The organism is Palaeococcus pacificus DY20341 (genome assembly GCF_000725425.1).
In the GTDB taxonomy this organism is placed as follows: Archaea; Methanobacteriota_B; Thermococci; order Thermococcales; family Thermococcaceae; genus Palaeococcus; species Palaeococcus pacificus.
On sequence record NZ_CP006019.1, the window covers coordinates 737,477 to 750,422 of the forward strand.

Annotated in this window: 9 protein-coding genes and 1 CRISPR repeat array (1 of these 10 only partly in view); of the genes, 7 read left to right on the forward strand and 2 right to left on the reverse strand. The window is 42.3% G+C overall.

Annotated features, from left to right (window positions below; all coding sequences use genetic code 11):
- A CRISPR array of direct repeats spans positions 1–1,938; the repeat unit is 30 nt; unit sequence GTTCCAATAAGACTTTAGAAGTATTGAAAG; it begins 1,500 nt to the left of the window's first position.
- A 132-nt stretch (positions 1,939–2,070) separates the two neighbouring features.
- Positions 2,071–3,126: a M20/M25/M40 family metallo-hydrolase gene (locus PAP_RS04195; protein WP_048164841.1), complete on the forward strand. Its 1,056-nt coding sequence runs from the start codon at positions 2,071–2,073 to the stop codon at positions 3,124–3,126.
- A 1-nt stretch (position 3,127) separates the two neighbouring features.
- Here the strand turns inward: PAP_RS04195 and PAP_RS04200 are convergent, their stop codons facing one another.
- Positions 3,128–4,387: a cell wall-binding repeat-containing protein gene (locus tag PAP_RS04200; RefSeq protein WP_048164842.1), complete on the reverse strand. Its 1,260-nt coding sequence runs from the start codon at positions 4,385–4,387 to the stop codon at positions 3,128–3,130.
- A 287-nt stretch (positions 4,388–4,674) separates the two neighbouring features.
- Here PAP_RS04200 and mtnA point away from each other — a divergent pair, with 287 nt between their 5' ends.
- The 3 genes from mtnA to PAP_RS04215 all read left to right on the forward strand — a co-directional run bounded on the left by mtnA (position 4,675) and on the right by PAP_RS04215 (position 7,388).
- Positions 4,675–5,742, forward strand: coding sequence for an S-methyl-5-thioribose-1-phosphate isomerase (mtnA, locus tag PAP_RS04205; protein WP_048165934.1), 1,068 nt, complete (start codon positions 4,675–4,677; stop codon positions 5,740–5,742).
- Positions 5,743–5,860: 118 nt separating this feature from the next.
- Entirely contained in the window at positions 5,861–6,553 is a 693-nt protein-coding gene (locus PAP_RS04210) for a TBP-interacting protein (protein ID WP_048164843.1), read from the forward strand.
- 91 nt (positions 6,554–6,644) lie between these two features.
- Positions 6,645–7,388: a hypothetical protein gene (locus tag PAP_RS04215; protein WP_048164844.1), complete on the forward strand. Its 744-nt coding sequence runs from the start codon at positions 6,645–6,647 to the stop codon at positions 7,386–7,388.
- Here PAP_RS04215 and PAP_RS04220 read toward each other — a convergent pair.
- Positions 7,378–9,255, reverse strand: coding sequence for a threonine--tRNA ligase (locus PAP_RS04220; protein WP_048164845.1), 1,878 nt, complete (start codon positions 9,253–9,255; stop codon positions 7,378–7,380). The genes PAP_RS04215 and PAP_RS04220 overlap by 11 nt on opposite strands.
- Positions 9,256–9,390: 135 nt before the next feature.
- Here PAP_RS04220 and PAP_RS04225 point away from each other — a divergent pair, with 135 nt between their 5' ends.
- From PAP_RS04225 to hisS, 3 genes are all read left to right on the forward strand, one after another.
- Positions 9,391–10,875: a phospholipid carrier-dependent glycosyltransferase gene (locus tag PAP_RS04225; RefSeq protein WP_048164846.1), complete on the forward strand. Its 1,485-nt coding sequence runs from the start codon at positions 9,391–9,393 to the stop codon at positions 10,873–10,875.
- Positions 10,876–10,941: 66 nt separating this feature from the next.
- The gene (locus PAP_RS04230) at positions 10,942–11,562 is read left to right on the forward strand and encodes a MarC family protein (RefSeq protein WP_048164847.1); all 621 of its coding nucleotides are present in this window, start codon (positions 10,942–10,944) and stop codon (positions 11,560–11,562) included.
- A 56-nt stretch (positions 11,563–11,618) separates the two neighbouring features.
- Positions 11,619–12,935, forward strand: a complete 1,317-nt coding sequence (gene hisS / locus PAP_RS04235; protein ID WP_048164848.1) for a histidine--tRNA ligase — start codon at positions 11,619–11,621, stop codon at positions 12,933–12,935.
- Positions 12,936–12,946: the final 11 nt, after the last annotated feature.

Sequence of the window (12,946 nt, forward strand, 5' to 3'; positions counted from 1 at the left end):
GTATTGAAAGAAGATGAAGGTTGAAAGAAAAGATTTGATTGGGTTGGTTCCAATAAGACTTTAGAAGTATTGAAAGAGATATTCCTAACTCTTTTGCTATTTGTGATGCTGAGTTCCAATAAGACTTTAGAAGTATTGAAAGAGATTAATTGAGAAAGTCCCAAAAATTGAGAGAAAGTTCCAATAAGACTTTAGAAGTATTGAAAGACAATAGAAGAAGCGGTCGAGTGGCTTAAGGAAAAGGTTCCAATAAGACTTTAGAAGTATTGAAAGCTGGCGAATACACCCACAGAGATGGCGAGGTACATGGTTCCAATAAGACTTTAGAAGTATTGAAAGCTCATTGTGGAGAAGTTAATTGAAGTTTCAGCAGGTTCCAATAAGACTTTAGAAGTATTGAAAGTTTTATGGCTCTTGGACTACTAGCGAGGAGGAGTTTGGTTCCAATAAGACTTTAGAAGTATTGAAAGTCTGGAACATTCACGCTGATAACTGAGCGTGTGAACGTTCCAATAAGACTTTAGAAGTATTGAAAGAGCTTGATTAGAGTTGAAAAGCAGATTGCGGGGCTTAGTTCCAATAAGACTTTAGAAGTATTGAAAGCTCAGGATTAAGACGAGGAGGCTCCTCTTCTTCCCAGTTCCAATAAGACTTTAGAAGTATTGAAAGCTGAGAGTTCAAGAGTATCTAAAAGTTCAAAGCGTGTTCCAATAAGACTTTAGAAGTATTGAAAGCGCCGCAGGAGCTCGATTATGATTTGTTCTGGTTTTTCGTTCCAATAAGACTTTAGAAGTATTGAAAGACGCGGGCGGAGCGGGCTAATTATCTTTTAAGACGTGTTCCAATAAGACTTTAGAAGTATTGAAAGACTGCTTTCTCAAGCTCCTTCACGAACTTCAACTCCTCGTTCCAATAAGACTTTAGAAGTATTGAAAGATACGGGTTTCATGAAGCAGAGAAAGGAAGCGCAAGGTTCCAATAAGACTTTAGAAGTATTGAAAGTTACAGCTGATGGAATCAATAATGAACTCAATACAAAGTTCCAATAAGACTTTAGAAGTATTGAAAGTTACAGCTGATGGAATCAATAATGAACTCAATACAAAGTTCCAATAAGACTTTAGAAGTATTGAAAGTTACAGCTGATGGAATCAATAATGAACTCAATACAAAGTTCCAATAAGACTTTAGAAGTATTGAAAGTTCACCACCTCCTTAACGGCTCTCACGCTCCTTCTTCTGTTCCAATAAGACTTTAGAAGTATTGAAAGGCATTTAGACTAATCACTGCTGAAACTATCCACCAAGTTCCAATAAGACTTTAGAAGTATTGAAAGCAAAGAGGAAGGAGGGCGATAGCATGAGTAGATTTGTTCCAATAAGACTTTAGAAGTATTGAAAGCTTGCAAGAGGGAAGCTCTTCATCATACGTTGAGCCTGGTTCCAATAAGACTTTAGAAGTATTGAAAGTGGAGTGTTTTGTTTCAAGAGTGGCAAGAATCTGAGGTTCCAATAAGACTTTAGAAGTATTGAAAGTATTTCGTTGGTTGGCTACCAGCACAGCTTATCTTTGGGTTCCAATAAGACTTTAGAAGTATTGAAAGTACATTCTTCTCATTGAGTTGTATAGGCTCTATCGAGTTCCAATAAGACTTTAGAAGTATTGAAAGCAGTGCAATGTTTGTAGGTCTAAGAGAGCAATGGACTGTTCCAATAAGACTTTAGAAGTATTGAAAGGCTGGAATGGATGCAGTTAATAGCGTTGTTTTGAAAGTTCCAATAAGACTTTAGAAGTATTGAAAGACTGTCGTCGATGAACAGGAAATGATCTTACTTCAATGGTTCCAATAAGACTTTAGAAGTATTGAAAGTGCTGCCTCCTCTACATCCTCCATTTCGAGAATTGGAGTTCCAATAAGACTTTAGAAGTATTGAAAGTCTGATGATACTCAATCATCGGGTGGGGGGGCAACAAAGTTCCAATAAGATTACTCCCCAGTGTGCTGTTAAGGTTCAGGAACTAAAGATGCATTTATAAGCTTTTAAAGCAATCCAATTTTGGTGAGTAGGTTGAAAGCTGAGAGAGCGAAGGAAATTTTGGTACATCTTTTAGAAATTCCCTCCCCGTCTGGACATGAAGATAGAGTTGCACTCCACATAATGGAGTTCCTCCACAAGCTCGATTACGATGTTCATATAGAGAGTGACGGCGAGATAATAGATTTGGTTGTAAACCCTGATGCTGAGCTTTTCTTTGAGGTGCACATGGACACCATACCCATTAGAATTAAACCCTTTGTGAGGGGAAATATGGTCTATGGAACTGGAGCGAGCGACATAAAAGGCGGCATAGCAAGTGTTCTCCTAATGCTCGAAAACCTAAGAAGGCTCAAACAAGACCTAAACGTTGGAGTGGTCTTCGTAAGCGACGAAGAGCATGGGGGTAGGGGAAGCGCACTTTTCATGGAGCGCTATAAACCCAAAATGGCTGTTGTTTTAGAGCCTACTGACTTAGAAGTGCATATAGCCCATGCCGGGAATATAGAGGCTTACTTCGAGGTTGATGGCAAAGAGGCTCACGGTGCTTGTCCAGAGAGTGGTGAAAACGCTATAGAGCTAACTTACAAGATGCTTGAGAAGCTCAAAGCTTTAGAGCCATTTAAGAAGAGGGGCAAGTATTTTGATCCGCATGTAGGCCTGCAGGAGCTCATATGTGAGAACCCTTACTACTTAATACCCAGCCTCTGCAAAGGGCGTTTAGAGGCCCGTCTCCTCCCGGATCAAGAAGTTGAGGATGTTTTAGACCTCTTCGAACCAATTTTAGAGGAATACACTCTAAGATATGAGTACACAGAGATATGGGATGGCTATGAGCTTGAGGATGATGAGGAGATAGTGCAAATAGCAAAGCAGGCGATGGAAAGAACAGGCTTAGATGAATTTGGTGCTATGAGAAGCTGGACCGATGCAATAAACTTCGTATACAACGGCACGAGAACAATAGTTTTTGGGCCCGGCAATTTGGACATCTCCCACACGAAGAACGAGCACATAGACGTTAGGGACATCGTGAGCGCGAGCGAGTTTTTAATGGAAATAAATGAAATATATGGGAAGGGAAGATAGCTCAGCTTTCTTCATTTTCTTCATCTTCGTCCTCTTCATCCTCTTTTTCGCCATGTTTGTTCTCTTCCATGTGCTCTCTGCCCTTCTTATGCTTTTCCATCTCTTCGTATTCCTTCTTCTCTTTCCATTTCATTCTCAAAGTGAGCTTCTCCTTGTGCAGCCTCTCCTTTATAATGTCTTTAAGCTCATCTAAGGTCTGGAGTGCGGTTTGGTAATCCCCGCTCTCGTATGCCTCTTCTGCTTTTTCGAGGAGTGCCTTCTCGACAGTAACATTTAGGCCAAACTCTTCCATAGTGTCTATTATTTCTTCAAGCTTTTCAAGCTGTATTTCGATTTTCGCTGTTTGGTTTGTTTTGAGTACCTTCTCCACGTGCTCGTTTGCGAACCTTATGACAATCTCTGCGTGGCTCTTTGCCGCTGTGGCTAAACCGTATGCCCTGCCATACTTGCCTTCATCATAAGCTTCTTTTGCTTCTTCAAGCTTTTCTTCCGCTAGATCGAGCAGCCTCTCCGCACTTGGGATGTCTATCTCATCGACAAGTGTTTTAGCGAGCATCGTTTTGTTCTCGGCTATTTCAATTGCCTCCCATGCCACATCAGCTGTGATATTAGCCATGTCCTCGGTTATGTTGGCCTTAATCTCCTTTTCGATTTCGACTTCAACTTCTTTTGTAACGTTCTCTGAAAGTGGAGTCTTGATTATAATTACGTGGCTAACTTTGATGACAGCCAGTATCTTAATCTGTTCTTCTGTGTTATCATCGTTAACATACACAGGTATTACCATCTTTGAAATTTTTACTTTCTTTATTGCCCCAAAGTCGTTCCCATGAGCTATTACTATTTTGACGTTCTCCAACAGGTCGGGGTAGTTCTCTATTATATACTGGAGCACTGCAATGTTTGTTTCAAACCTGTTCTTTCCCCAGAGTCTCGCATAGGAGATTCCCACTTCATCTAAATCCTCCTCATACGCCTTTGGAACTGCAGCTGGACCGCCTATAATCAGCACCTCGTCGGGGCTGGCGGTGACTAGCTCCGCTGTGACGTTTGGGTTGTAAATCCCCCATGGAGTCACCACGACGGAGACGTTCAAGCTTTCAGCGAGCTTTTCTGCTAATGTATAATCGGCTTCATTATCACTCACGAGGATTATCAGATTTAAGCTGTTTGTCTGTGTGCTCTGGGCCTTGATGAGTGGCACTGAACTCGCTAAAACCAAAACTCCAAACACGAATGCTATCACTTTTTTCCACACCATACTTATCACCTCACTTTATTCCTATGAAAAACTCTTATTTAAGCTTTTTTCACGAAATCGTCAACAAAAATTCATGTTTGTTTAAATAAAAGCATTCTTCATGCTTTTTTGCCTTCCAACTGTTAAAGAAAGTTTTTCAACGTTTATTAACGTTTAAACTCCATGGATAAATCTTGAGATTTGAAAATATGACATCAATATGCTGCTTTTTTATGTCACTGGACAGTTAAACCATTAACATCCTCCAACAAGTTTAAATTTTTCAATGGAGAGGCTTTTTGGAGGTGGTGAGAATGAAGTACAAGCCCGAAGAGCTTACAAAGCTTCCGAGGAGTGTTCAGTTTAGGGAAGGTAAAGTCGTGCTCATAGACCAGCTCTTACTCCCAAGAGAGTTTAAAACTGTAGCATTGGAAACTGTTGATGAAGTAGCGAGAGCCATAAAAACGCTTCAAGTTAGAGGTGCCCCAGCTATTGGAGCGGCAGCTGCTTATGGATTAGCACTTTTAGCTGAGACGAGTAAGGCAAAAAACAAGGATGAATTTTTTGATGAATTTTACAGAGCTTATGAGGTTCTCAAGAATACGAGACCAACAGCTGTAAATCTCTTTTGGGCTTTGAATAGGGTGAAAAAGGTTGTGGAAGAGCACCGTGAAGATTCCTTGGAGAGCATTAAACGCTTAATTGTTAGCGAAGCCCACAAAATAGCGGATGAAGACGTTGATGCGAATCTCAAGATGGGGCATTACGGAGCTGAGATCCTTGACGAAGGTAATGTTTTAACTCACTGTAACGCTGGAAGCTTAGCAACAGTTCACTTGGGAACCGTGGGAGCTGTCCTTAGAGTTATGCACAAAGAGGGGAAGCTCAAGCTTTTATGGGTTGATGAGACGAGGCCAGTTTTGCAGGGCGCTCGCCTTTCGGCTTGGGAGTATCACTATGATGGGATTAGGCTAAAGCTCATAAGCGACAACATGGCTGGCTTTGTGATGCAGCAGGGGAAGGTAGACTACATCATAGTCGGTGCTGATAGAGTCGTTGCCAACGGTGATTTTGCTAATAAGATTGGCACATATTCCTTGGCGGTTTTGGCTAAAGAGCATGGAATTCCATTCTTTGTGGTTGCGCCAACGTCAACCATTGACATGAGCCTCAAAAGTGGAAAGGAAATACCAATTGAAGAGAGGCCAAAGGAGGAAGTGCTAACTTGTGGAGGATGCAGAATAGCCCCCGATGTGGATGTTTATAATCCCGCATTTGACGTCACACCCCACAAATACCTGACGGGTATAATAACGGAAAAAGGCGTTGTTTATCCACCATTTGAGAGGAATTTAAAGAGGCTTTTCAGGTCGTGACCTTATCCTTTTTAACTGTGCCGCCTGCAGATTGAAAAACTGGGGGCGGCTTTTGTTTTTAAACTTTTCCGGCAAGGCTTATATAACTTCAAAACGAGTAGCACTTAGGTGGTGATAGATGGGATACGAACAGCTGAGTCAAGAGCTGAAAAATGCCTATGTCAACGTTAGGAGCTTGGACGACTATAGATGGGATTTATTTGAGGATAAAATTATCGGTGTGCACAAAAAGAGTGAGCTGCCGATTAGGATAAGGTTCGCTTCCGGTAGGGAAGAGGCTGAAAAGATGAGTGAGAATAAAGAAGGGTTTGGAATTGATGTCATTGTAGTTCCCAATAGAAGAACTTTTTATATTGACAACGGGGCATTCATATTGAGTGTTAACTACTTGCGTTCTCTCTTGGTGGATATAAACGACCACATAGTCTGGCATGGATTTAAGGTTATAGAAAAGGATGGGAACCTCGTCCAGGAGGACTTTTATGAGTATCTAGGCGGCTTAATGGTGAGCCACATAAAGAACAATATGATAAGCGGGCAGGATTATCTTCTTTGGCAGTTCTATAAATGCGAGCACTGCGGAAAGTATGTTGATATAGACAGTGTTGCAAAGCACATGGAAGGGCACGGTGTCAGCTTAACGGATAAGAGCGAGGAGAAATACGAAGTCTTTGAGCTCAACTTCATTAAGGGTAAAGTTTTCAACAAGTTCGGGAAGGAGGTTAAGGAGAGCGAGTTCAGCAGCGAAGCCAAGGCCTTCCTAAAAGATATGTTCAAAGATGTTCAACCCATAGAAGAGGAAGACTTTTAGTATTCCTTCCCCCTTTTCAAACTTAAATCACTTTACGTTAGAAAACGAAGCTCTTTTAAATAGTTATGTAAGACTCTATTAAGGGGCACCGATGGATAGGGGTGAGATTAAAGTTGTGGAGAGTATTTTTGGCGATAAGATAATGAGAGATTCAATAATTACAATTGTTTATGACAAATTCTCATCAGCTTGGGCCTTAAGCTTGGCTCTAATGGCAGAGTACATTGAGCAGAATTCTTTTGGCATCATCTCCAACTACAACTTTCCACTTCAAAAGATGTTTAGAACTTTTTCATTTATCGGTTTGGACTTGGAGAAAGAACTGAATAAAGAGAATATTGCTATTATAGACGTCTTTGGTTCTAAATATGGACGAAGGGAGGACGTGAAAAACGTCTTTTACCTCGATACTGTGGACCCTGAAACCATAAATCCAAAAATATCTCTAATATACTCCACCCTAAAAGCAAAAATTGAAGGAAAAGAGGTCGTGAGGCTGGTCTATACGTTGGATGGGGTATCACTAATGCTCGGCGAGAAAGAAACTTTAAAGCTTCTCAATCAAACAATTGCCCAAAGGAGTATTGATGCTCTAGGCTCCACACTCATACTTCCAATAAACCAGGATGTTGTTTCGGAGCGCTTTGTAGCCTGGGTGACGGGTATAAGTGACTATGTTCTCCTAGGAACTTCAAAGCTCACCTCGGAAGGCATCGTGGAGAGACTCCACCTGATAAAATCGCCTCTCGAAGGATTTGAGCCAACAACCTATGAGCTTCAAGTAACAAAAGGAAGAAAAGTTGAGAGGCTAAAAGCCAAAAAGCTCAGCCCCTGAACTTTGGCCTCTTTGAGAGGAGCAATGGGAGAGGCCTTGGCTTGTATGGGAAGCTTTCGGTCTTTTGCCTTATCTCTCTTATGAGCTCTTCGAGCTGCATCTCGTACTGTTTTCCGTCTTCCCTCTTTCTAACGGTTATCACGTTTTGTTCCTTCTCTTTCTCGCCAACCACGATGATGTATGGGATCCACTCCTTTTCAGCTCTCCTTATCTTCTTGTTCAAGCGCTCATTCATGTCATCAACGTCCACTCTAATCTTTGCTCCTTCGAGCTTTCCTGCGACATAAAGAGCATAGTCTAGGTATTGCTCGCTTATGGGGATAACTCTAACCTGAATTGGGGCCAACCAAAGTGGGAACATCGCCTTCTTGCCCTTGGCTTGGAGCTTTGCCTGCTTTTCGAGCATAGCGTACATTACCCTCTCTATGGCACCGCTGGGCGAGCAGTGGAGGATTAATGGGTATTCCTCTTTTCCTTCCTCGTTGTAGAATGTAACGCCATAGCGTTTGGCGTTTTCAACATCAATTTGGACGGTACTCAAAGCAGCTGCTTTGTCGAGCGTATCAACGAAGTTGAACTCGAATTTGAGCACAAAGTAGAAGAACCTCTGCTTCCACATCTCTATTAAGACTGGCTTTCCTATTATCTTTGCAAGCTCAACTATGAACTCCTTGTTCTCGTTCCAAAAGTCCTCCGTGAATCTTATTGCAACTTCATAGTCCTCTGGTGTAAGTCCCACTCCTTTGAGGACTTCCATGCTGAGCTTGTACTGCTTCTTGAATTCGGCTTTAGCCTGCTCCATGTCCTTTGCAACCGTGTGCATATCGGGCATTGTGAATGCTCTCAAACGCCTAAGGCCGCTCAGCTCACCGCGCTTCTCTCTTCTAAATGAGTACCTCGTTAATTCGTACATTCTCAAAGGAAGGTGTCTGTAGCTTATTGTAGCATCTTTCTTCATTAAGAACTGACCGAAACAAGCGGCAAACCTAAGGAAGAACTTCTTATCACCGCTCAAAACGATGTACTGGCGAGCAGGGAAGCGGTTGAGGTAGCTCTTCAAAGCTGGATGTTCGAAGTCGTACATAATTGGCGTCTCAACTTCCATTGCGCCGTACTCTATAACGCGCTCCGTGACGTAGTTCTCTAAGAGAGATTTGATCAATCTTCCCTTTGGATAGTAGCGGAGGTTTCCGGGGTCGCTTCCCTCTTCGTAATCCACAAGCTCTTGATTGAGCATTATTTTAACGTGAGCTGGCTCTTTCTCGGCCACACGGCTCTTGCTTATCTCATAGTTGGCGAACTTCTTGAGGTTTTCATGGCCGGAGAAGTCAAACTTATCTACCTCAATTAGCTCCCCTTCTGGCGTTAAGATATACCAGTAACTTACAAGCTCTTCTTCCTTCTTTAGTGCTTCTGGAACTTCCTCTTCTTTCTTTTCTCCACTAGGCACTATTGTCCTTGAAAGCTCTGCCAAGGGGTGGCCTTTACATGAAAGCTTGAACGCTTTGTAGTAGCCGAAAGGTGCTCTTTTGACATTGAAGCCCTCTTCTTTGAGCTTTTCTTCTATGGCCTTGAGAATCTCGAGTGCAACTTCGGGCTTAGCAAGCTCACTGCTCAGGTGTGCGAATGGGTAAACGAATATGTTTTGGGCGTTAACTTGAGAAGCAACGTTTTTTATCTCCTCAACGGCTTTTTGAACAATTTCTTCTGGATTAGCCTCATCCACCTTCTCCACACTCATAAAAGCAGCGAGAACTTCATCGAGCCTTCCTTTCTTCTGTTCTTCACTTATCTCCTCTGGTTTTGAAAGAGCTTTGTCTTTGACTTCATACTCCAAATAATCGCTGTGTATCAACAGCATTCTCATCTTCTACCACCGCCTTAACTTTAAGGACGCTAATAAAAATACTTTTTGGCTGAGGTTATAAAGTTTAGTTTTATCGAAACTTTCTTATTTTTCTTTTGCCTAACGACATTATCATTAAGAGCGGGCGGTGATTCCATGAAGGAAGAAACTAAAAGAATAATTTACATTGCTATCATTGCACTATCTCTTATAAGTCTTTTTTGGTACTCCTACAATGAGGCCTCGAGCAATAAGCTGAAAGACTACATAGGCGACGAGGTATGGTATGTTTCAGCTTCGCGGAATATTCTCCACCTCTTAGGAGCTGAACTGCACTACTTCAACGAAAACACAAGCTCTTATGGTGTGAACATATTACTCCCTGAAGGACTGAGCGAAGATGAGGCCTACAAGTTCAGACTCAAGATATGGCGCATAGCCTCGGAATACAACTATACACTTTACGTCAAGTATGAAAATTTCCCTGCTGTTTACTATGATATTCCTGAAGAGAACTATAATAGCTTTCTCCAAAGTGTTTCAAAGCTCAACGTTACATTGATTCCTGGTTTTAAATATCCGGATAAGGAAAACATCCAAAATTACCTAAATACTGAGCACCCATATTTGGCTAAGGGGATAATCTCGCTCGGCATGCTCATAGAGGACGAGCCCATTTATTGGCGCCTCCCTGGAATCATCGCCCATTTGATAATCGCTCTTTTAGTGTTTTTAGCTGCTTATGAGATTAGTAAGAGCTATTTAGCATCATTTATAGCATTCTTCTTCGTGGTTTTAGATCCTCTCCTTTTTGCCACAGGTATAGCTGCAATGCTTGACATTCACGTTGCATTCTTTACAGCGCTGTTTGTATATTTCATGATTAGGGGAAGCGATAGTCTCACCGGAATTTCTATAGGGCTGGCAGCAGCAACAAAGCTCAACGGTGCCTTTCCATATCCGGTGTTCTTTTTAAAGTTGCTCCGTGATTGGCGGAGAAAGGAAAAGAGCCTTATAGATGCGCTCCTAAATGGGGTTTTCATCCCGGGCATTGCATTTATAGCTGCCAATATCCCTGTAATGGTGGCCATAGGTGCTGAGAGGTGGATTAGGGAACTTTTGGGCTCGTTTAAGTGGCATTTAAGCTTTAAGGGAGAGCATCCAGCTAATTCGCCATTCTGGCAGTGGTTCATAAATCTAAAGCCCTTCCCCTTCCACTACAACCCAGATATATTTGCTTACACAGATCCAATTTTAATGCTTGCAATGGTGGCAATGATCTTTGCAATCCCTTACGCTGCAAAGAAGAGGGGGAAGCTTCTCATTCCCTTTGGTGCTTTTTGGAGTATTATAGCGTTTTATGCTCTTCAGTGGATTCTGGGGGGAAAGACGCAATTCAGCTTCTATGCAACTCCCTTGGTTCCTGCAGCTGCAGTGTCCATAGGAGTTTTTGCAAAGGATGTGATAAAGTGGGAGTACTTCGAGGAATCCCTTGGGATGTACTGGGAATGGCTCAAGAGGGCATTTAATTGCGTTGTGATGCTCATTAGAAGGCATGAATCTAAAAAAAGAGACGAGAAAAGTTTAATAGATGAAAATGTTAAGAAAGAAAAGAGCAATGATGATATCGGCACTGGCTGATTGGTGATTGGCGCTACCCAACTGAGCGCTTTTATTTTTAACTTTCTAGAAGATTGAGGTGAGAACATGCTTGAGGTGGGATTAAAGGAAATATTGAGCGCGGCGCTGCTCATGATAATTATGATTGATCCGAGTGATAAGATACTCCTCGTTACACTGCTGAAGGAAGATTTCCACTTGGAAGACATAAAACAGCTTATAGTTAGGGCCAACTTTATAGGGCTCCTGCTTTTGGTTATATTTGCGGTAGCTGGGAAAATAATACTCCAGGATATCTTTCACATAGAGCTTGACGCGTTGAGGGTGGCAGGTGGCTTTGTGCTTTTTAAAATTGGTCTGGAAGCATTAGAAGGCGGTGGTATGGTAACGCTCAAGAAAGAGAAGAACATACTTGCTTTAGCTGCTGTTCCTGTTGCTACGCCTCTAATCGCAGGTCCAGCAGCAATAACCACCGCAATTACGCTCACCGCTGAATACAGCATAAGCGTTTCAGTTGCAGCAACATTTTTGGCAATACTCGCGACAGCCCTCATAATGTTTGTAACCCTTTATGTGGCCGAGAATGTTAGTAAAACAACATTGGGTGTCTTCATTAGAATAATAGGTCTCTTCACGATGGCCATCGGTGCTCAGATGATGGTCCAGGGGGCCGGAGGTATTTTGGTGAACATCCTCTTAAACGCTTAGGAAGTTTAGAGACAAGTTTTTAAGGGTTCTTTCTTTTTCCTTGTTAGGTGAAAGATATGGCAAAGCAAGAGTTGGCGAGAGTTAAAGGAACGAGAGATCTGCTTCCAGAGGATATGGCAAAGAGACGCTGGGTATTTGAGAGGATAAGGGAAGTTTTCGAGCGCTACGGCTTTAAAGAGATTTTGACTCCAACTTTCGAGTACACAAAGCTCTTCCAGCTTAGGAGTGGAGAGGAGGTTGTAGATCAGCTCTATGCCTTTGAGGATAAAGGTGGAAGGAACATCTCGCTTAGACCAGACTTAACCTCAAGTGTCGCTCGATTATTTGTGAACTCTTTCCAAACAGCTCCAAAGCCCATAAGATGGTACTACATAACAAACATGTTCCGCTATGAAGAGCCTCAAAGCGGCCGCTTGAGGGAGTTCTGGCAGGCAGGAGTTGAGCTCATAGGCTCTCAAAAAGTTGAGGCCGATGCGGAGGTTATAGCGCTTTTAATCGAGTCCTACTTAGCCACCGGACTTAAAGAATTCACTGTTAATGTTGGAGATAGGGTTATTTTGGATGAATTCGCTAAAATGCTGGGTGTTAAGGACGATATAGGTCTAATGCGCTTCATCGATAAGAAAGATAAGATAGAGAAAGAAGAATTTGTAAAGGGCTTAAAGGACTTTGGGCTCGATGATGAAGGAGTGGAAAAAGTTTTGGCTTTGATTGAGCTTAAAGGCAAACCGGATGAAGTTTTGCCCAAGGCCTACGAGCTCTTTACGAGCGACGTTGCAACTGAAGAACTTAAGCGTATCGAAGAGCTTTTCGAACTTTTGGACTCTTATGGGGTTGGCGAATATGCTTTGATAGACTTTGGAATTGCGAGGGGCTTTGATTACTACACAAGCATAGTCTTTGAGGCGATAGCTCCAAACGAGCTGGGTATAGGCTCAATTGGTGGTGGAGGAAGATATGACAACTTGATAGAGGTCTTTGGAGGAAGGCCAACTCCTGCGACAGGCTTTGCAATTGGAATAGAGCGTTTGATCCCAATCTTGGAGAACAAAGGTCTTTTGCCTGAGCTTAAGATTGGAAGTGATGTCTTTATAGCTTACATCGGAAAGGAGCTGGAAGTCAGGAAGAAAGTAATAGAGCTTACCCAGGATCTCAGAAGGAGCGGAATTAGAGCAGAATATGATGTCCAAGGACGCAAATTGAGGAAGGCATTGGACTATGCAAATGCCCAGGGAATTCCTTATGTTGTAATACTTGGAAAGCGCGACTTGGCCGAAGGAAAAGCCACTATCAGAGATATGGAGAGCGGAGAGCAGTTTGTTGTTGGCCTTGGTGAGGTAGTGAAAAAGGTTAAAGAGCTTTTGGGAGAATAAAGTGTGGTGGT

Bases quoted from the DNA above. Each gene is read 5' to 3' on its own strand.
- PAP_RS04230 (WP_048164847.1), top strand. From the start codon at position 10,942: ATGCTTGAGGTGGGATTAAAGGAAATATTGAGCGCGGCGCTGCTCATG.
- PAP_RS04210 (WP_048164843.1), top strand. From the start codon at position 5,861: ATGGGATACGAACAGCTGAGTCAAGAGCTGAAAAATGCCTATGTCAAC.
- PAP_RS04200 (WP_048164842.1), bottom strand. From the start codon at position 4,387: ATGGTGTGGAAAAAAGTGATAGCATTCGTGTTTGGAGTTTTGGTTTTA.
- PAP_RS04220 (WP_048164845.1), bottom strand. From the start codon at position 9,255: ATGAGAATGCTGTTGATACACAGCGATTATTTGGAGTATGAAGTCAAA.
- PAP_RS04215 (WP_048164844.1), top strand. From the start codon at position 6,645: ATGGATAGGGGTGAGATTAAAGTTGTGGAGAGTATTTTTGGCGATAAG.
- PAP_RS04225 (WP_048164846.1), top strand. From the start codon at position 9,391: ATGAAGGAAGAAACTAAAAGAATAATTTACATTGCTATCATTGCACTA.
- hisS (WP_048164848.1), top strand. From the start codon at position 11,619: ATGGCAAAGCAAGAGTTGGCGAGAGTTAAAGGAACGAGAGATCTGCTT.